The 19,096-nt window shown below is 62.3% G+C and carries 19 protein-coding genes and 1 riboswitch; of the genes, 15 read left to right on the top strand and 4 right to left on the bottom strand.

The window, feature by feature from the left end; genetic code table 11:
• Positions 1 to 20 precede the first annotated feature (20 nt).
• Complete coding sequence (locus HB676_RS04115) at positions 21 to 1,298, bottom strand: amidohydrolase/deacetylase family metallohydrolase (protein WP_213736394.1); 1,278 nt, start codon at positions 1,296 to 1,298, stop codon at positions 21 to 23.
• A 135-nt stretch (positions 1,299 to 1,433) separates the two neighbouring features.
• Between HB676_RS04115 and HB676_RS04120 the strand changes: the two genes are divergently transcribed.
• From HB676_RS04120 to HB676_RS04185, 14 genes are all read left to right on the top strand, one after another.
• Positions 1,434 to 1,919 (top strand): MarR family transcriptional regulator, encoded by a 486-nt coding sequence (locus HB676_RS04120; protein ID WP_213736395.1) that lies wholly within the window; start codon positions 1,434 to 1,436, stop codon positions 1,917 to 1,919.
• Positions 1,920 to 2,212: 293 nt separating this feature from the next.
• A riboswitch (guanidine-I (ykkC/yxkD leader) is annotated at positions 2,213 to 2,319 on the top strand.
• A 166-nt stretch (positions 2,320 to 2,485) separates the two neighbouring features.
• Positions 2,486 to 3,319: a nitroreductase family protein gene (locus HB676_RS04125; RefSeq protein WP_213736396.1), complete on the top strand. Its 834-nt coding sequence runs from the start codon at positions 2,486 to 2,488 to the stop codon at positions 3,317 to 3,319.
• Between the two features lie 84 nt (positions 3,320 to 3,403).
• A complete protein-coding gene (locus HB676_RS04130; RefSeq protein WP_213736397.1) occupies positions 3,404 to 4,258 on the top strand; it encodes a transporter substrate-binding domain-containing protein in 855 nt (284 codons plus the stop codon).
• A gap of 18 nt (positions 4,259 to 4,276) precedes the next feature.
• Positions 4,277 to 4,924: an amino acid ABC transporter permease gene (locus HB676_RS04135; RefSeq protein WP_213736398.1), complete on the top strand. Its 648-nt coding sequence runs from the start codon at positions 4,277 to 4,279 to the stop codon at positions 4,922 to 4,924.
• A complete protein-coding gene (locus HB676_RS04140) occupies positions 4,921 to 5,577 on the top strand; it encodes an ABC transporter permease subunit (protein WP_213736399.1) in 657 nt (218 codons plus the stop codon). Before HB676_RS04135 ends, HB676_RS04140 begins: the two co-directional genes overlap by 4 nt.
• Before the next feature lie 9 nt (positions 5,578 to 5,586).
• Positions 5,587 to 6,372 carry an amino acid ABC transporter ATP-binding protein gene (locus HB676_RS04145; protein ID WP_213736400.1) on the top strand — a complete coding sequence of 262 codons (786 nt, stop codon included), beginning with the start codon at positions 5,587 to 5,589 and terminating at the stop codon, positions 6,370 to 6,372.
• Positions 6,373 to 6,460: 88 nt separating this feature from the next.
• Positions 6,461 to 6,853, top strand: a complete 393-nt coding sequence (locus HB676_RS04150) for a RidA family protein (RefSeq protein ID WP_213736401.1) — start codon at positions 6,461 to 6,463, stop codon at positions 6,851 to 6,853.
• A gap of 10 nt (positions 6,854 to 6,863) precedes the next feature.
• Positions 6,864 to 7,472 carry an urea carboxylase-associated family protein gene (locus HB676_RS04155; RefSeq protein ID WP_213736402.1) on the top strand — a complete coding sequence of 203 codons (609 nt, stop codon included), beginning with the start codon at positions 6,864 to 6,866 and terminating at the stop codon, positions 7,470 to 7,472.
• 20 nt (positions 7,473 to 7,492) lie between these two features.
• Entirely contained in the window at positions 7,493 to 8,311 is an 819-nt protein-coding gene (locus tag HB676_RS04160; protein WP_213736403.1) for an urea amidolyase associated protein UAAP1, read from the top strand.
• Positions 8,312 to 8,323: 12 nt separating this feature from the next.
• Positions 8,324 to 8,971: an urea amidolyase associated protein UAAP2 gene (locus HB676_RS04165; RefSeq protein WP_213736404.1), complete on the top strand. Its 648-nt coding sequence runs from the start codon at positions 8,324 to 8,326 to the stop codon at positions 8,969 to 8,971.
• Positions 8,972 to 9,318: 347 nt separating this feature from the next.
• Entirely contained in the window at positions 9,319 to 10,422 is a 1,104-nt protein-coding gene (locus HB676_RS04170) for an ABC transporter substrate-binding protein (RefSeq protein ID WP_249780051.1), read from the top strand.
• Positions 10,423 to 10,425: 3 nt separating this feature from the next.
• On the top strand, positions 10,426 to 11,295 hold the full coding sequence (locus HB676_RS04175; protein WP_213736406.1) for a branched-chain amino acid ABC transporter permease: 870 nt from the start codon (positions 10,426 to 10,428) through the stop codon (positions 11,293 to 11,295).
• Positions 11,292 to 13,724 carry a branched-chain amino acid ABC transporter ATP-binding protein/permease gene (locus HB676_RS04180; protein ID WP_213736407.1) on the top strand — a complete coding sequence of 811 codons (2,433 nt, stop codon included), beginning with the start codon at positions 11,292 to 11,294 and terminating at the stop codon, positions 13,722 to 13,724. Before HB676_RS04175 ends, HB676_RS04180 begins: the two co-directional genes overlap by 4 nt.
• Positions 13,724 to 14,953 (top strand): amidohydrolase family protein, encoded by a 1,230-nt coding sequence (locus tag HB676_RS04185; protein ID WP_213736408.1) that lies wholly within the window; start codon positions 13,724 to 13,726, stop codon positions 14,951 to 14,953. The genes HB676_RS04180 and HB676_RS04185 overlap by 1 nt, the downstream gene beginning before the upstream one ends.
• A gap of 113 nt (positions 14,954 to 15,066) precedes the next feature.
• Here the strand turns inward: HB676_RS04185 and HB676_RS04190 are convergent, their stop codons facing one another.
• The gene (locus HB676_RS04190) at positions 15,067 to 16,083 is read right to left on the bottom strand and encodes a formamidase (RefSeq protein ID WP_213736409.1); all 1,017 of its coding nucleotides are present in this window, start codon (positions 16,081 to 16,083) and stop codon (positions 15,067 to 15,069) included.
• 290 nt (positions 16,084 to 16,373) lie between these two features.
• Here HB676_RS04190 and HB676_RS04195 point away from each other — a divergent pair, with 290 nt between their 5' ends.
• On the top strand, positions 16,374 to 17,204 hold the full coding sequence (locus HB676_RS04195; RefSeq protein ID WP_213736410.1) for an aspartate dehydrogenase: 831 nt from the start codon (positions 16,374 to 16,376) through the stop codon (positions 17,202 to 17,204).
• Between the two features lie 9 nt (positions 17,205 to 17,213).
• Here the strand turns inward: HB676_RS04195 and upp are convergent, their stop codons facing one another.
• Positions 17,214 to 17,843 carry a uracil phosphoribosyltransferase gene (gene upp / locus HB676_RS04200; protein ID WP_213736411.1) on the bottom strand — a complete coding sequence of 210 codons (630 nt, stop codon included), beginning with the start codon at positions 17,841 to 17,843 and terminating at the stop codon, positions 17,214 to 17,216.
• 14 nt (positions 17,844 to 17,857) lie between these two features.
• Entirely contained in the window at positions 17,858 to 19,096 is a 1,239-nt protein-coding gene (locus tag HB676_RS04205; RefSeq protein WP_213736603.1) for a DUF1688 family protein, read from the bottom strand.

A 19,096-nucleotide genomic window follows, 5' to 3' on the forward strand; every position in this document is an offset into this window, starting at 1 on the left:
GCCGTCTCCACGGTCTGCGGTTACGCCGCCACCGCTTGCGGCAGAATCGGAGCGACGGCGTCGTGACGTACACCGGCGCGCAGGCAGAAGGCGGGTTGCAGCAGGCTGTCTGCGACCACTTCCGTATTCTCATTGTCGCGCAGGATATAGCGGCCGGGCTTCTGCGTGAGCACGGTGACGTCGGCATCCATGCCGGGCCGCAATGCGCCGATGACGTCTGAAAGTCCCAGCAATTCGGCGGGATTCGACGTCACCATCGGTACCACCTGCTCGAGCGTCAGGCCGAGCGCCATCATCGAACTCATCGCCTGCACCAGGCTGAACTTGGCCTGACCCGCGAACGGATGGTTCTCGTCATCGGCATGCTCGTCGGGCGTTCCGGCCGGCGCGGGAATATGGGTGTTGTAGCCGTGGATATCGGCTCCGAGCGTGGTCGGAACGATACCGGCCGCGATCGCCTTGCGAGCCAGGCGGTAGGAGAAGTGGCTGCCGTGGCCGACATCGATGCGCAATCCGCGATCGAGTGCGGCCCGAATGACCGGATGCACTTCACCCTCGCGATTGACGAAGCCACCGGGATGGCGCGTGAACGGATGGGCCAGTACGTCGCCGGAGCGAAGCAGCGGAATCACCCGCTCCAGAATCGTATCGACGTCCTCGCCATTGTTGCCGCTTTCCGGCAAACCCCAGAGCTGTCCGAAATGCACATAGACCGGGAGTTCGGTGCGACGCCCGATCTCGGCCGCCATCTCCATCACGCGAATGCCCCAGCGCGCGAAGCCGCCGATCTCGGCATGGGCCTTGATGCCGCGAACCAGGTCACGGTTGGCGAGCGCGGCCTTCACCGTGGCGTCGATATCGACGCCATCGGGGCTGTAGAGATTGGGATAGTAATGTCCCTCGAGACCGCCGACCAAATAGGCGGAGAGAAACGCGTAAGTGCGTGACAGCGCCTTTTCCGCGATGAAGTGCCGGAAGCCGGGCAGCGTCATGCAGGACGGTCCGCCCTGATCGACCAGCGTGGTGACGCCGGACTGGACGCCGACCATGTCGGGGTTCACGCCGAAGCGGCCAGTCACATATTGATAGACATGGGCGTGGGTATCGATCAGCCCGGGCAGCACGATCTTATCGGTCACATCCACGACTTCCCTGGCGCTGGTCGGCAGGATGTCGGACTGAATGGCAGCGATCTTGCCTCCGCGAATGGCGACGTCCTTCAGGCCGTCGATGCCTGAGGCCGGATCGATGACGCGTCCCCCGCGCAAAAGCAGGTCGAATGTGGTGCTTACAGACATGGCCGATCTCCTATCGTTAGCGCGGCAAGGGCCGCTGGCTAATTGCGAAGTATGCTTCGCATTTTCATACAGCAACTATCATGCCATAGATTGCATCAAATTCATGCAGCCTAAGCAAGGACAGAGTGGTTAAAGATGGCCAAGAAACCGGTGCAAAAGAGCAGCAACTCCTGGCCGCTCGGTCAACGGCCGGGGTTTCTGATCCGGCGGTTGCATCAAATCCACGTCGCGATTTTTCAGAAGAAATGCGCCGCCTTTGACGTCACGCCGCTACAGTACAGCCTGCTGTCGGCCTTGGCCCGGCGCGGCACCGCCGACCAGACCACTCTGGCGGCCGACGTCGTGCTCGACCGCACCACCACCACCGGCGCGCTTAAGCGCTTGCAATCCCGCAAGTTTATTGAGCGCTCGATCCATCACCGGGATCGCCGGGCGCAGATGTGCCGGCTGACCAAGTCAGGCGCGGCGTTGCTGCGCCAGATGGAAGCGGCGGCGCGTGCCGCACACCGTGAAACTGTGGCCGACCTGAGCAAGCCAGAGCAAAAGCGGCTGATTGCAATGATGCAGCGCATCGTAGCTGCAAGTTCAGATGACGCGAAGGCAGCGACAGCCACCGATTGAGGGGGGCGATCGCCGGCGCATCGGTCCGGACGATTACAATCTGTGCAGCCGTGCCTCAAAAGCAGCACGGTTGGAAAGTGCACGTCGACGCCGGGCCGCACCCCCCGATCAAAATGCGCAGTACTCTTCGCATTTTTCGGGTGACTGGAGGCGGGCAGGATAGCCGATTTTCTTCCGCAATCCCTAGGCGCTGGCCAGATCGTCGCCATCAGGCAGCCCGGGGCCATGAGGCAAAACGCCCTCCACGCCGCCGTCGGTCAGGTCTGGCATGTCCTTTGCTCCATACCCTGCATTGAGTTGGTGGCTAGGGTTCCGCATCCGCATCGATGGCTGGTCCAAGAGCTGCCGCCTGAGCAGGAGAAATCTGCACAGGGCACGGCGGGATAAAATCCCGGGAGACCTCAGTGGCCAGGAATTGGCATGTCTTTGGTCTATGCCAATTCCAGGGTTTGCGAACCTTGAGTGGAGTTGGCGATGAACGTCTCACCTGTCCAAAAACTGGCAATGCCGACCGCTGCGCAACCGCCGATGAGTCCCGCGTTCGGGGCCGGTTGGGTTTCGAGCTGATGCCAGCTTTTGCGGAAGCGATCGAACGGCGGTTTGGCGATGGCGGTCCGTCTGGCGAGGGGGCAGCCGACAACGAGTTCATCCGTCGCGTGCTCTCGCGAAAGACGGTGCGCCGTTACAGCGACGTGATCCCGAGCGATGGCCTACTCGATCTGCTCGTCGCCGCGGCCTTGAGCACGTCGGCGAAATCGGATTTTCAGCAAGCGTCGATCCTGCGCGTCACAGATGCCACGCAGCGCGCCGCGATCGGCAAGCTGTTCCCGAGCATGCCGTGGATCGGCGCCTCACCGGTGTTCTTCGTGTTTCTGGGCGATGCGCGGCGATTGCAGCGTATCGGCGAATTGCGCGGCAAGCCGGTGCGCAACGGAACGCTGGAAGGTTTCTTTAATGCCAGCGTCGATGCGGCGCTGGCGATGCAGACCATGATTCTGTGCGCGGAATCCGCGGGGCTCGGTGTCTGCCCCATCAGCGTCCTCCGCAACGAGGTCGACAAGGTCGCGGACATTCTCGGTCTGCCCGCTCTGGTGTTTCCGGTCGCGGGACTTTGCCTCGGCTATCCCCAGAGTGAGGGCTACGTCAGCCTGCGGCTGCCGCGCGAGATCACGACGCATCGCGATCGTTACGATGACAGCGCGCTTGCCGCGGCCATTGATGGCTACGACCGCCGGCGCGATGCGGTGCACGCCATACCCCGGGAGCAACAGCGCTCCAACGCGGAATTCGGCGAGGCGGATTTTTACGGCTGGTCCGAGGATAAGGCCCGGCAGGCCGCCAAGGCGGAAGGCGCGGCGTTCCCGCCCTATCTGCGTTCACATGGGTTTAGCTTCGACTGAAGGGACCACCACGACCACGATACTTCGCACGTTTTATTTTGCTGGCTGTGACAGGCCATTACTCAACGGAGAGGAAGACTGATCATGAAGACGCATTCGATCGCCTGCACCAATTCCTTGTCACGGCGCCTGCTGCTCGGCTCGATGGCCGCGTTGTTCGCCATGCCGATGATGATCGGCAATGCCAAAGCCGCCGGCCTTGAAGAGATCAAGAAGCGCGGTCTCATCGTGGCGACCGAGGACGATTTCCGTCCCTTCGAATTCGTCAAGGACGGCAAGGCAACCGGGTTCGACAATGAGCTGATCGAAGACATGCGCAAGGTTGCGCCATTCGAGATCAAGCAGGAAATCCTGCCCTGGACCGGCATTCTGGCCGGCGTCAGCACCGGCAAGTACGATGCCGCCATTACCGCGGTGCTCATCACCAAGGAACGCAAGCAGTCGCTCGAATTCACCAGCCCGATCGCGGACGCCACGCATTATTACGCCAAGCGCAAGGACGACAAGTCGATCAACTCGATCAAGGATCTCAACGGAAAGACCGTTGGCGTTCAGGCCGGCAGCGCCATGCTGGCCCGTCTGCCGGAACTGAGCGCGATGCTCGAGAAGGAAGGCGGCAAGCTCGGCAAGGTCGTCGAATATACGTCTTATCCTGAGGCCTATCAGGATCTGGCGCTCGGCCGGGTCGATTACGTCGTCAATACCGTCATCAACCTGCAGACGCTGGTCGCCGAAAAGCCGATCTTCGAGGTCGGTCAGGCTGTCTCCGGTCCGTCGTTCCCGGCCTGGGCTGTTGCGAAGGATAACAAGGAACTGCTAGCCTTCCTGAACGACTTCATCGCCAAGGAAAAGGCCAGCGGCCGGTTTGCCGAGCTGCAGAAGAAGTGGTTTGGCGAAGCGTTCCCGAACCTGCCGGTTGCGTTTGAGCCGCAGTTCTAACGGCCGATCCGGTCTGTCATGAGCGCGGCTGATATCGCGGCGATCTTTCAGGGTGCCATCGTGACAATAACATTGTCAGCGATCGGCATCCTGATCGGACTGCCGATCGGTCTTGGCCTGGCGTTGATCCGCTGGGCCGACGTTCCGGTTTTAGGCCGGATCGTTGCGCTCTATGTCAGCATGCTGCGCGCCACGCCGCTGGTCACGCTGCTGCTATTGTTGTTTTTTGCGCTGCCCAATATCGGCGTGCCGATGAGTCCGGTCTCGGCCGCGATCCTTGGGCTGGTCATGAGTACGTCGGCTTTCAACTGCGAAGTATGGCGATCTGCGCTGATGAATTTTCCCAAGGACCAGTACGAGGCCGCGCAGTCCGTGGGCATGAACGCGGGGCAGCGTTTTCGCAGGATCGTGTTGCCGCAGATCGTGCCGGTGAGCCTTCCTGGCCTAGTCAACGAAATGTCGCTGCTGATCAAGGTCACGCCGGTCCTCGCGGTGGTCGGCGTGGTCGACATCACCCGCGCCGCGGTCAGGATCGGCGCCCAGACCTATGAACCGCTGCCGCCGTTTCTGGTCGCGATTGCCATCTATGTGCCGATCGTCTTCGCACTGGTGTCGTTGCAGCGCTGGATCGAGCGGCGCCAGACCAGGGCCGAGGCGCTGGCATGATCCATGATTTCGGCATTGTCTGGAGCGAACGTTCGCTGCTGTTGAGCGGGCTCGCCAATACGGCGATATTGTCGGCGCTGTCGGCGATCGCAGCGCTGCTGCTGGGATTCCTCGTGACCCCGGCGCTGATGTCGAAACGGCCGGCTATTTTTGGTTTGGCGCGCCTGTTCGTCGATGGCATGCGATGCGTTCCGTTCCTGCTGTTCGCTTACATCATCTATTACGGCCTGCCGTCGCTGGGCCTGCGGCTCGACAACTGGAGCTCGGGTCTCGCGGCGCTGATCATCTACAACACGGCTTATATGGCGGAGATTCTGCGCGGCGCCTGGGCGGTGCAGCCGCGCGAGCCGATTGAGGCCGGCATCGCCTTTGGTTTTTCGGAGCTAAAGCTGTTTCGCCGCATCATCCTGCCGCCGCTGCTGCTGTCGGCGGGACCCGTGATCGGCAATCAGATGATCCAGATCGTCAAGGACAGCGCCTTTCTGACCATCATCGCGCTGCCGGAATTGACGCACGCTGCGAGTTCGATCCAGTCGCGGCATTATATTCCATTCGCGGCCTTCATTACCGCGGTGTTCCTGTATTGGGGGCTATGTCTCGTGATCGAAGCCGGGATAAGTTCGATCGGCCGCGTTGCCGAAGCACGCCGATAGGAACGCGCGATGGCTGAAACCAACAAAGTTCTCGACGTGGCCGGGGTTTCGAAGCGGTTTGGCGCCAACGAAGTTCTCTCCGATGTCAGCCTCCAGGTCGACAAGGGGGAGACGGTCTGCGTGCTCGGCCCCTCCGGCTCGGGCAAATCGACGTTGCTGCGCTGTATCAACTGGCTGGAGCGGCCGGACGCCGGACAGATCTATTTAAACGGCGAGCGGGTCGGCATCAACAATGCCGGCATCGTCATGGGCGATCGCGACCTGTCGAAGATCAGGACGCGCATCGGCATGGTGTTCCAGCATTTTGCGCTGTGGCCGCATCTGACGGTATTGCAAAACCTGATGGAGGCGCCGGTTCAGGTACAACGGCGGCCAAAGGCCGAGGTGCGCGACGAGGCACTGGCGTTGCTGGCGAAGGTCGGGCTCAGCGAAAAATGCGATGCTTTTCCGGCCCGATTATCGGGCGGACAGAAGCAGCGCGTTGGCGTCGCGCGGGCGCTGGCGATGCGTCCGGATCTCCTGCTATTCGACGAGCCCACCAGCGCGCTCGATCCCGAACTGGTCGGCGAAGTGCTAGTCGTGATGCGGGAACTCGCCCATGAGGGCATGACGATGGTGATCGTCACCCATGAAATGGCTTTCGCGCGCGACGCGGCGACTCGCGTGCTATTTCTGGATCGCGGAAAAGCCGTCGAAACCGGATCGCCGGAAAAGTTTTTCTCCAATCCCGAAACTGAACGCGCCCGCCAGTTCATCCAGCGCTACGCTGGGGACGTCGCGGGCGGCAGACGCTAAGAAAAACCACACTGGCAACAAAAGACCTGAGAACAGAAGACACTGAGAACAGAAGACCTGAGAACAGAAGACCTGGAGGACGTCCACCATGCATCCCATCTTTCACCTTTTGCCCGATGCGCCGAAACCGGTCGCGCCTTACAGCCACGCGGTTGAGGCGGGCGGTTTTGTTTTCGTGACCGGGCAGCTTGCGACCGATCCGGTTGACGATTCACTCCCCATTCCGCCCGGCATCGAGGCTCAGACGCACAAGGTGATGGATAATCTGACCCGTGTGCTCAGGGGATGCGGGCTGACGCTGGCCAACATTGTTTGCGTGCGCATCTTCCTGACTGATTTCAACGGCGACTATGCCAAGATGAACGAAATCTACGCGACCTATTTCGCAGCCGACAAGCGCCCGGCGCGCACCACCGTCGGCGTGACCGGTCTGGCCCGTGGCGGGATCATCGAGATCGACATGATCGCCGTGCGGCCATGAGGTGCCAGCCATGACCCAATCTCTCATCGAAATTCCCGCGAGGCGTGGCAAGGCTGCCTTTGTCGCGGCCGGGCATGTCGTCACCATCATCAATACCCATGGCGAACAGGTGGTCGACACCTGGGCTTTCAACCGCAATGATCTCGGCGAGTTCATGTCGAATGAACATACCCGGGCGCACAGCCTGCATCTGGTGCCGAAGCCCGGTGATATCCTGCGCACCAACAAACGCCGGCCGATCCTGACGCTGACCGAAGACACGTCCGGAGGAATTCACGACACGCTGATCGCTGCCTGCGACCGTTATCGCTATGCATTTCTCGGCGTGGAGGATTATCACGACAATTGCACGGATAATCTCTTCGCGGGAATGCGTGAACTCGGTCTGGAGCCAACGGAAGTGCCGAGCCCGCTCAATCTGTTCATGAATATTCCCTGGAGCGCTGACGGCCAGCTCGGCTTCGAAGCGCCGCCCCGGCCAGTACCCGGCAGTTACGTTCGTCTGCGGGCCGAGATGGATCTGGTGATCGCCTTTTCCGCCTGTCCGCAGGACATCCTGCCGATCAACGGCAAGGCCGGAAAGCCGGTCGAAGCGCATTTTTCGATCGCCGAACAGTAGATCAAAGTCGGAGCAACGCCATGATCACGGCACAGACCAAGCAAGAGATTTCCGAGGCCAATCGGCGGCGTTACGAAGAACTACGGGCGGCGGGACAGGAGCTGACGCCGAAAGGCTTGCCGGATGTCACGCCGCTCGATGGCGTCCCGATCGTGTCCGACGCCGTGATCGGCCGCGAGCAGGTTCCTGCTGGCTGGTACACGACGGTTCGATTGAAACGCGGCGAGGCGCTACGGGTCGTGGACGATTCCGGCCGCGCCAGCGTGTCGCTGATCGGCTGGCGCGAGGAAGACACTTCCGAGCGGGTCAATTGCGCCGACACCGTCAAAGTACAGTGGAGTGCGGCGATCTCGAAAGGCCGCGTGCTGCTGTCGGACATGGGACGGGTGTTTCTGTCGCTGATCGAGGACACCAGCGGTGCCCACGATCTGCTGGTTGGAGGATCGACGCCGGCCTCGACGCGGGCCGCGTTCGGCGCGACCACGCGTAACACGCATGAGAATTTCCTGGCCGCCGCGGCCAAGGTCGGGCTCGGCCTTCGGGATATCCCGCCCTGCGTGACGTTTTTTGCGCCGGTATCGCTCGATGACAACGGCTGCTTCCTGTGGGTATCCGGCCGCAAGCGGCCGGGCGACTTCGTCGATCTGCGAGCCGAGATGAATCTGGTGCTGGTGTTGTCGAATTGCGCCCATCCGCTCGACCCGGCACGGCCGGCCGCGACCGATCCCGTCACGCTCATTCGCTACCGCGCGCCGTCACCGAAACCAGACGATGCCTGCCGGACGACGTCGCCGGAAATCGTCCGCGCCTTTGAATTCACCGATCGGCTCTACGCCTGAGGAGACGCTTCCATGACTGGTCTCGCATCATCGGCACCGGATATGTCCGACGCTGTCTATTCCCATGACATTCCGGCAGAGCGGCCGTGGTCCCGTGTGCTCAAGCAGGGGCAGACCTTGCGGATCATCGACAGCGAGGGACAGCAGGCGGTCGACGCGTTGCTTTATTGCGCGGAAGATCCGGCAGAGCGTTACAGCAGCCAGGATACGCTGCGGGTTCAGGGATCGGCCTATATCGAGCTTGGCACGCAACTGATTTCGAACAAGGGCCGGGTGATGGCCCATCTGACGGCGGATTCCTGCGGCCGGCACGATACGTCGGCGGGGTGTTGTTCCTGCGAAAGCAACGCTGTGCGCTTCGGCGAAGAGACCAAATATCAGCACGCCTGCCGCGAGAACTTCATCCTCGAGCTTTCGAAACATGGCCTGACCAAGCGCGATATTGTCTCGAACCTGAACTTCTTCATGAATGTGCCGATTGATCCCTCAGGCGCATTCACGGTCGTCGACGGTATCTCGGCGCCGGGAAATTATGTCGATGTCACGGCCGATATGGACGTGCTTTTCGTCATCTCCAATTGTCCGCAGGTCAACAATCCCTGCAACGGGTTCAATCCGACCCCGATACGGGTGGTGATCTGGGATGCCCGGGAATCCTGAACAGACAGACCCCCGCCGCAGAACGTGTGGCGGTGGGATGATGCGCGGAATAAACGCAGTGCAGCGGGTGTTTGGCGGTTTGAAATTCTTGGTCAAATCGAGAGTACTGTTTGTGATTTTCCTGTTTGTGGCATACCGTTTGCTTGATACCGGCATGGACTTGGGCGCCGAGAGCGCCGTTGTTTTTGGTTCACGGCCGCCACAATGAGCTGACCCGAGCCAGCACAAAAGTCCTCCATATTGAAATCTGAAGGGGAGTATCTGAAATGCCCACACGTCTCACGCGCCGCCAAGCTCTTGTTCTTCCAGCCGGGGTCGCATTGGGGAGCCTCGTCGGGCGCTCTGCGATGGCGGCAGAACCCATTAAGATCGGTCTGGTTGCCGCACTCTCCGGGCAGTCCGCCAAGTCAGGCGAAGGGATTACCCGCGGGATCACCATCGCGATCGACGAGATCAATGCGCGCGGCGGTCTGCTCGGTGGGCGCATGCTCGAACTGGTGCGCCGTGACGACGAATCGAACCCTGCCAAGGGCCAGACTGCGGCGCGGGAATTGATCGACAAGGAAGGCGTCGCCATTATCTTCGGCGGCATCGACAGTCCGGTTTCGCTGGCTATCGCGCCGCTGATGAACACCGCGAAAGTGCCCTTCATGGGCGTGTGGGCGGCAGCGACCAACATCACCCGCAATGGCGCCAATCCCAACTTCGTGTTCCGTGTCTCTGCGGTCGACGTTCTGGTGGATCGCGCATTGATCAAGCATGCGATGACCAGCTTTAGCTCCAAGAAGCCGGGGCTGATCCTGGTCAATAACGGCTGGGGCGAATCCAACCTGGCCGGCCTGACCGCCGCGGCGGAAGCTGCGGGCATCAAGCTCGCGGCTGCGGAAAAGTTCGACGACAAGGACGCCGACATGACACCGCAGTTGCAGCGGCTGCGTGAAGCGGGTGCGGATACGTTGATCCTGGTCGGTAATGCCGCGCCGGGCGCGCAAGTTGTCAAAGGGCTTCAACGCTCAGCCTGGACGGTGCCGATCGTGTCGCATTGGGGCATTTCAGGCGGACGCTTCCCCGAGCTCGCCGGATCCTGGGCAGGCAAAGTGCATTTCGTCCAGACCTACAGCTTCTTCGGTTCGCAAAACGATGTCGGCAAGCGTGTGCTTGCGGCGATGATGGCGAAATATCCCGATGTCAAAGGCCCCGGCGACGTCACCCCGCCGGTCGGTGTTGCGAACGCCTATGACGCGATGCAGTTGACCGCGCTTGCGCTCGCCAAGGCCGGCTCGACCGATGGTACCAAACTGCGCGAAGGTTTTCTTGGCATCGAAAGCTATCAAGGCTTGATCAAGAACTACACCAAGCCCTTCACGGACGACAACCACGACGCCTTGAATGAAAATGACTACGTGATGGTCCGGTATAATGGAGACCAGATCGAGCCCATCACGGGCTGATCGATGCTCGCGACCGCCATTGTTTCAGGATTAAGTCTCGGCAGCATCTACGGCCTGATTGCGCTTGGTTTCACCTTGACGTTTGCCGTCTCCGGCACGGTGAACTTCGCGCAGGGGTCGTCGGTGATGCTGGGCGCGGTCCTGTGTCACACGCTGGCGGTTGGCATGCGCTGGCCGATGATATCGGCGGTTCCCGTGGCGCTGTTGGCCTGTGCCATTTGGGGCCTGGTGGTCGAACGGATCGCAGTCCGGCCGTTTGTCGCGCGCGGGACCAACTCCTGGCTGATGGCGACCGTGGCGCTTGGCATCGTGCTCGACAACGTCGCGATGGTGCTGTTCGGCAAGGAGCCGCGCGCGCTTCCATCCGCCCTGGCCGATGATCCCTGGGTCATCGGCAATGTCGGCATCTTTCCGCTGCAGGTTCTGGTGCCGGTGGTCGGATTGGGTCTGGCGCTGCTGGTCCATCTCGGCATGCATCGAACGGCACTGGGGCTGAAGCTGCGCGCGGCGGTCGAGAATCCGGACGCCGCGCGGCTGATGAGCATCGATGTAACGATGCTCATTGCGCTCACCTATGCGGCGGCGGCGCTATTGGCCGGGATCGGCGGCATCCTGATCGCGCCGCTGTACAACGTCGCGTATGACATGGGCACGTTGTTCGGCATCAAGGCGTTCGCGGTCGCGATCCTCGGTGGTCTGACCAATCCCTGGGGCGTCGTGATCGCCGGATTGGCTTACGGCCTGGTCGAAGCCTGCGCCACGACATGGCTGGGTTCGGGAAGCACCCAGATCGTCACATTCACCGCCGTTATCGCCGCACTTGCGCTGGCGCCGTCGGGACTATTCGGTGGCCGGGCCAAGGTGCGGGTATGAAGGCCATCTTCTTCGTGATTGCGGCGCTGCTGGCGGCCGGCGTTGCCGCAACCTGTCTGTTGGCGCCTGGCTACTACGCCTATCTGATGGGAACGCTGGCGACCACCGCGCTGGTCGGCGTCGGCCTCAACGTGCTGCTTGGTCTCGCCGGGGAAGTCTCGCTCGGGCAGGGCGGCTTTCTGGCACTTGGTGCCTACGGCGTCGGAATCCTCACGACCAAGGCTGGCCTGAATTTCTGGGAAGCGTTGCCGCTCGCCGTCTTGCTGGTCGCAGCGATATCGGCCGTGCTCTCGATCCCGGCGCTGCGGGTGACCGGTCCTTATCTCGCCATGGTCACGATTGCTTTCGGTTTCATCGTTGAATCCGTTTCCGTGGAGTGGCAGGGCCTGACCGGTGGCGCCAGCGGTCTCGCCGGCATTCCGGCGCCGTTCGGCACCGGCGGCACGGCGTTATTGGCCTGTGCGCTCTGTGTGCTGGCGCTTGTGCTGTTTTACTATTTTACGCGCAGTCCGCTCGGGCTTGCGATGCAGGCGACGGCTGCAGCTCCGGCCGCAGCGCGCGGCATCGGGATCAGCGCGTTGCCGGTGCGCACGGCAGCGTTCGTGCTGGCCGCTGTCGCGGCGGGGCTGGCCGGGGGATTGCAGGCCGCACTGACGGGTTTCATTGCGCCGAGTTCGTTTCCGTTTTCGCAGTCGATCCTGTTCCTGTTGGTGGTGGTGCTCGGAGGCGCGGGCCGCACGCTCGGCCCGCTGGTCGGTGCCGCTGTGGTCGTGCTGCTGCCGGAATTTCTCGCGAGCCTCGCCGAATATCGCCTGCTGGTTTTCGGTGCCGGGTTGCTGATCGTCTTGTGGATCGCGCCGGATGGGATTGCCGGCGCGATCGCGCGGCTGGTGATGCCGCAAGCATCTGTTCCCCATGCAAGGCCGGATATCGATCTCGCTTTAGCGCATATCGCGGGCTCCAGCGGCAGTCTCGTGGCCGAAGGCGTTCGTGTCGCGTTCGGCGGCGTCGTTGCGGTGGCGGGTGTCGATCTGACCGCGCCGCCGGGCCGTGTGACCAGCGTGATCGGTCCCAACGGCGCTGGCAAAACCACGCTGCTCAATCTGGTCAGCGGCTTTCAACGCCCGGACACCGGAAAGGTGCATGTTGGAAGCGCCGATATCACGGGCCAGCCGGCCTACGATGCCGCGCGCGCGGGCCTCGCCCGCACTTTTCAGACCGCGCAGCCATTTGGTGGTCTCAGCGTATTGGACAATGTCCGCCTTGGATTGCTGCGCGGCGCCTGGCGAGGCGAAGCGCCGGAAGCCCTGGCGCGGGCGTTGCTTGCATTGGTTGGCTATACGGGTTCGGAGACACGGCTTGCCGCGACGTTGCCGCATGTCGATCGCCGGCTTGTCGAGATCGCCCGCGCCTTGGCGACCAAACCCGCCGTGCTGCTGCTGGATGAGCCGGCCGCCGGGCTTGATGATGCCGACACCGCGAAACTGGGTAGCCTTCTTCAACGACTGGCGCGCGCCGGGCTAGCCGTCGTGCTGGTCGAGCATGACATGTCGCTGGTGATGTCGATCTCGGACGAGATCGTCGTGCTCGACGCGGGGCGACGTATTGCCTCGGGCGTGCCGGCTGCGGTGCGCGCCGATCCCGCGGTCAAGGCGGCCTATCTCGGGGCCACCACATCGATCGAGCCGCTGGCCCCGCGCCCGGCCGGTGCTCCCTTGCTCGATGTGCGCGATCTCAACGCCGGCTACGGACCTCTCGGCGTACTTCATCAGATCGGCTTGCGGGTCGGCCGTGGCGAGACCATCGCGGTGCTCGGCCCCAACGGGGCCGGCAAGTCTACGCTGATGAAAGCGCTGAGCGGGCTGATCCGCCCGGTCGAGGGCGCGATCGGCTTTGGCGGTGTCGAGCTAGCGCGGCTTCCGGCGCATCTGGTCGCGCGCGCCGGTTTGATTCTGGTGCCCGAGGGCCGGCAGGTATTCCCGCAACTGACAGTCGCCGAGAACCTCCGCCTGGGCGCAACCCGCCGCGGCGACTTCGACAATGCCGAGATCGAGGCCATGCTTGAGCGATTTCCGCGATTACGCCCGCGCCTTCATACGGCGGCGGGTCTGTTGTCCGGCGGCGAACAGCAGATGCTGGCCGTAGCGCGCGGGCTGTTGGCGCGGCCGGATATCCTTTTGCTGGATGAGCCGTCGCTGGGTCTGGCGCCGGCGGTCGCGGCCGAGTTGTTTGGACAGTTTACCCGGTTGCGGGAAGAGGGCATGACGTTGTTGATTGTCGACCAGATGGCGGATCATGTTCTCGCCATTGCGGATCGCGGCTATGTGATATCAGGTGGTCGTGTGGTGGCGCAGGGCGCACCTTCGCAATTGCGGGACGCAATGCTGGACGACGCCTATCTGGGTGCCCATCCCGCTGTGGTGAATTGATGGATCTGATCATTCGTAACGCCGCTGTGCTAAGTGGCAGCGAGCTTGCCGTCGTCGATATCGGTATTGCCGGCACCACTATCGCCGCGATCTCGCCATCGCTGAGCGCGGATGGACGCGAACTGGATGCGGCGGGTTGCCTGGTCATCCCGGGCATGATCGAGACGCACATCCATCTCGACAAGACCTGCATCATGGACCGCTGCCGCCTCGAGGAAGGCACCGTTGCTGAAGCCGTCCGGGAAACCGCCGCTGCCAAGCGCGGCTTTACCGTCGAAGACGTGTATGCGCGGGGCAAACGCACGCTGGAGCGCTGCATCACCCAGGGCACGATGCGGATGCGCACCCATGTCGAGCTTGATCCCGGCATCGGCATGATCGGCTTCGAGGCGGTCGATCAGTTGGCGCGCGATTATGCCTGGGCGATGGACCTCGAATTATGCGTGTTCCCGCAGGAGGGGCTGACCAACAATCCTGGCACCGAGGAATTGCTGATCGAAGGTCTGCGCCGCGGCGCGCGGGCGATCGGGGCGGTGCCGTATTTCGACACCGACCCGCGTGCCCAGATCGATCGTATCTTTGCGATCGCGCGCGACTTCGACGCCGAGATCGACATGCATCTCGATCTTGCCGAGACTACGCAGGGCATGCAGATCGAATATGTCTGCCGCAAAACCGAGGAATTCGGCTGGGGCGGGCGCGTTGCGGTCGGCCACGCTACCCAGATGTCGCTGCTGCCACCGGAGCGCTTTGGCGCCATCGCAAAACAACTGGCGAGCGCGGGCGTCGCGGTGACGATATTGCCGTCGACCGATCTGCACTTGATGGGCCGCAGCCATGATCATGCGGTGCCGCGCGGCGTGGTGCCCGCCGAACCACTGCGCAAGGCCGGCGTGACCTGTTCGATCTCGACCAACAATGTCCTCAATCCGTTCACGCCCTATGGCGACGGCTCGCTGATCCGGATGGCGAACCTCTATGCCAATGTCTGCCACGTTGCGCGGCCGGCCGACCTCGCTGGTTGCCTCGACATGATCACGGGCTCTGCGGCGCGGCTGATGCGGCTCGACGATTACGGTATCAAGGTCAGCGGACCGGCCGACCTCGTCTGCGTGGATGCGGGCAATCCCGCCGATGCGGTCGCGACGCTGGCGCAGCCGCTGTGGGGCATCAAACGCGGCCGGGCGTCCTTTACCCGGCCTCGTCCGCAAATCCATCAGCCGCACTGAGAGCGTTTTCGAGCGAAGTGGATACCGGTTCGCGTGAAGAAAACGCGTCAAAATAAAAGATTAGAGCCCGGTTCTGATTCAATCAGAACCGATAAGGCTCTAAGAAGCGGCGATTACTCCGCCGCCTTCGCGGTCTTGTCCATGAAGATGCGTGTCGGGGCCGGGAAGCCGCAGGATGTGCCGTCGGTGACCTTGACCTGGTCCTCCCACGGCAGCCGGAACGTGCCGGCGACCATGTCCTGCATGAAGGTGTAGGGGCAATCCATCGCGCCGCCCTTCACCGCGACATAACCGCGGTGCCAGAGCTGATAGATGTTGTTCTCGACGCCCCAGTGAATCCGCGCCTCGCGCACCAGATCGGGGCGGACCTCGGCGGTGATGATTTCGTCGGCCCGTCCGGTCGTGCCGTGGGCGATGACGCTGCCGTCGAAATTCACGATCATACCTTCGCCCATGGAATCGAATGAGCCGTCCGATCCGCACATGCAGACATTGGCTGTGACCATCAGGTTCTGGAATGCATTGGCCTGGTTGGTGAAGCGCCAGCTATCGCGGATCGGTGCGGTGTAGCCGGCAGTGCGGATCATGATCTCCGCGCCCTTGTAGGCACATTCCCGCGCCATCTCCGGGAACATGCCGTCATGGCAGATGATCAGCGCGATCTTGGCGCCCTTGGGACCTTCGATCACGGGAATGCCGACATTGCCGGGTTCCCACGGCTCGACCGGGATCCAGGGGTGGAATTTCCGGTAGTACAGTTTGATCTCGCCCTGATCGTCGATGATCAGCCCCGAATTGTAGGGATTGCCGTCGGGGTTGAATTCCATGATCGAGAAGCAGCCCCAGATCTTGTTGTCGATGCAGGCCTTCTTGAAGGCGGCGAGCTCAGGGCCGTCGAGCCGGCACATGATTGCGGGATTGGTGTCCATCGATAGGCCGTGCAGCGAGTATTCCGGGAACACCACGAGGTCCATGGTGCCGAGATTGCGGCGGGCCTTGCCGACCATGTAGACGATCCGCTCGGTCTGGCGAGCCAGGTCCGCAGTGGTGACCACAACGGGCAATTGCAACTGAACAAGGCCGATGACCACGCCTTCTGGGGATTTGTTGAGGCCGCCGAGTCCGTTCATGTCTTAACTCCTTCGAGATGTCCGTGCATCGTTGCGCGAATATTCCGGGACGAAACAAAGCCGATTTTCGCCAGGAGCAAAAGATCATATTTCAGGCGACAGGTCCGCGGATTTTCTTGAGCATTCTCATGGAGGAGAGGCCAGCTTTTATCGCGCGATAAGGGTTTCGAAACGGGCATGGGAGCCCGGCGGGTTTGCGGTCGAGAAGGCTCTCGCGGGAAGCCGGGATGGCGGGTATAGGTCGTCCCGGAATCGCCGTTACAGCCATTTTGAAAGAAGAGAATCCAATCATGTCGAATGTATCCAAAGGCCAGCCAGCCAGTCTGCGGGTTGCGATTGCCGGACTCGGCCCGATCGGAACGAAGGTGGCGCAGGCGCTGGACCGGGGCATCGATGGATTGGTCCTCACTGCGGTGTCGGTGCAGAACCCCGAGAAGCACCAAGGCTGGCTCGGCAAGCTGGCTACTCCGCCCGCGATTTTGCCGATCGAACAGCTCTCCGAAGCCGCCGACATCGTTATCGAATGCGCGCCCGGAAAACTCCTGAGATCGATCGTCGCGCCCTTTGTGACCAAGGGAAAAACCGCGATCGTTCTCAGCGCCGGTGCGCTGCTCGAGAATGAGGACCTGATCGCGTTGGCGAAACAAAATGGCGGGCAGATCGTAGTGCCCACAGGCGCGCTGATCGGGCTCGATGCGGTGACGGCGGCTGCGGTCGAGACCATCCACTCGGTCAGGATGGTGACACGAAAGCCGGTTCAGGGATTGGCCGGCGCGCCCTATATCGTCGAAAACAACATCGACATCGAACGCATCACCGAGCCGCTGCGAATATTCGAGGGAACGGCGCGCGAAGCCGCGAAAGGATTTCCGGCCAATCTCAACGTGGCGGTGGCGCTGTCGCTGGCTGGCATCGGCCCCGACCGGACACGGCTGGAAATCTGGGCCGATCCCACGGTGACGCGCAACATCCATCGTGTCGAGGTGGAATCCGATGCAGCCCGTTTTTCGATGTCGATCGAAAACATCCCGTCGGAGAATCCGAAGACCGGGCGCATCACCGCGCTCTCCGTCATCGCCTATCTGCGCAAGCAGCGTTCTGCGCTTCGCGTCGGTACCTGAGATAAAGGCCTATTTGGTGCCGTAAGCACGGTCACCCGCGTCGCCGAGGCCGGGCAGGATGAAGGCATCCTTGTCCAGGCCTTCGTCGATCGCGGCGAGCCAGATCGGAACATCCGGATGAATGCCGCGCATGCGCTCGATGCCTTCGGGTGCGGCGATCAGGCACGCGAGCCGGATGTCGTTGGCGCCGCGCTCCTTTAACCGGTCGACCGCGGCGACGGTGGAGTTCCCCGTCGCCAGCACCGGTGAAATCACGATCACCAACCGCTCGTGCAGATCGCTCGGCGCCTTGAAGAAATATTCCACGGCAACGAAGGTCTGCGGATCGCGATAAAGCCCGATATGGGCGACGCGCGCATTCGGCACCAGATCGAGCATGCCGTCCGCGAAGGTGACGCCGGCGCGCAGCACCGGCGCGAACACCAGTTTCTTGCCCGCGATCTGCGGCGACTTCATCGGCGTCAGCGGCGTTTCGATATCGACATCGGCCAGCGGCAGGTCGCGGGTGATCTCGTAACACAACAGCATCCCGATCTCCTTGAGGAGCTCGCGAAACGCCTTGGTCGAGATGTTCTTCTCCCGCAGCAGCGTCAGCTTGTGCTGCACCAGCGGGTGGCTAACGATCGTGACGCCGTCCATGGTGTTGATCCGATCTAAAATACCGTGCCGTCGCTGATGACTTTGATGGGCGGCGAAGCATCGGCGCGGCGCTCGCGCGCCAGCAGACGGCCCGCGGCCCAGGTCCCGCCTTCGAGAATTTTCGCCAGAGGCAATGAGGTGGCATCGAGCCCAAGCCGTTGCCGCAAGCCATCAGCAACACGATCCAGCAGCGCCACAGTCAGCGCGCGCCATTCGACCACCAGCGATGACGCCACTTCATGATCGCGCTGGGCGTCTTCGGCATCGCGAAAGCCGAGCACGCCGATGTCGACGAACAGGCCGCCATTGCGATATTCGGCGAGGCCCGTGAGGCCGTCGATGTCAGTGATGCGGATACCCGCCGTTTGCAGCGGCTCGATCAGGGAATAGGCCAGCCATTGCGACAGCTTGTGCAGCGGCATCAGACCGCTGGTCGCATCCATCGTCGTCAGCGCCGGATGTTTCCAGCAGTCGCCGAGCGCGATGCCGCCAAGCGTCAACCGCGACGGCCAGATTGGTCCGAGCTCCCGCAATAGTTCGGAGAGGATCGCGGGGGCGGGGAGTTGCTGGTTCTCTGCTTGCGCCGCCAACCGATCGAAGAGGCCGCCGGGCCTCGGTTTATCGAAGCTGCCGAACACGTCGGCTTTTGAGGCCACCAGCGCGCCAAGGCGGCGCAACAGGTCAACGCGGCCTTCAAGGCCGACCAGCGGGTTGCTGTCCGAAACCTGCAGGCCGCGCTCCAGCTCGGCGACGGAAAAATTCGCCAGCACCTCGGCATCAGCCCGCAACGGTTGACGCGGATCGGCAGAGAAAGCACCGGCCGCGAACATCGCAAGGCTGGCCAATCCCAATCCTTCCGAGCGGCCGATCGGCGTTCCGGTTTTCGGATCGTGATAGCGCCATGACGGGCCGGCGCCGGCGTCAAGAAAGACGCTGACGATCGCCAGATCGAATTCAGCCCGGGCGCGGGCGGCGCGATCGGGCCAATGAATCTGGTTAGCGATATCGGCCCAGCGATTGTCGCCGTTCATGACGAAGTGCCGCCAGCGCGAATGGAACGGCACCTCGAACGAGGGGTAGGCCTTGCGCGTCGTTTGCAGCACCAGATCGACCGCGTCGTCCATGCGGTCGAGATGGATGCGGAAGTTCGGCAGTCTGTCGTCAAGGCCGATCGCCAGCATGCGATGCGCGCGCTCGCGAACCGCCCTGGCATTCAGCAACGACAACGCGGCCGACGTCTCGGAATTTGCCAC

The sequence above is a fragment of the Bradyrhizobium sp. dw_411 genome, assembly GCF_018449695.1.
GTDB lineage: Bacteria > Pseudomonadota > Alphaproteobacteria > Rhizobiales > Xanthobacteraceae > Bradyrhizobium.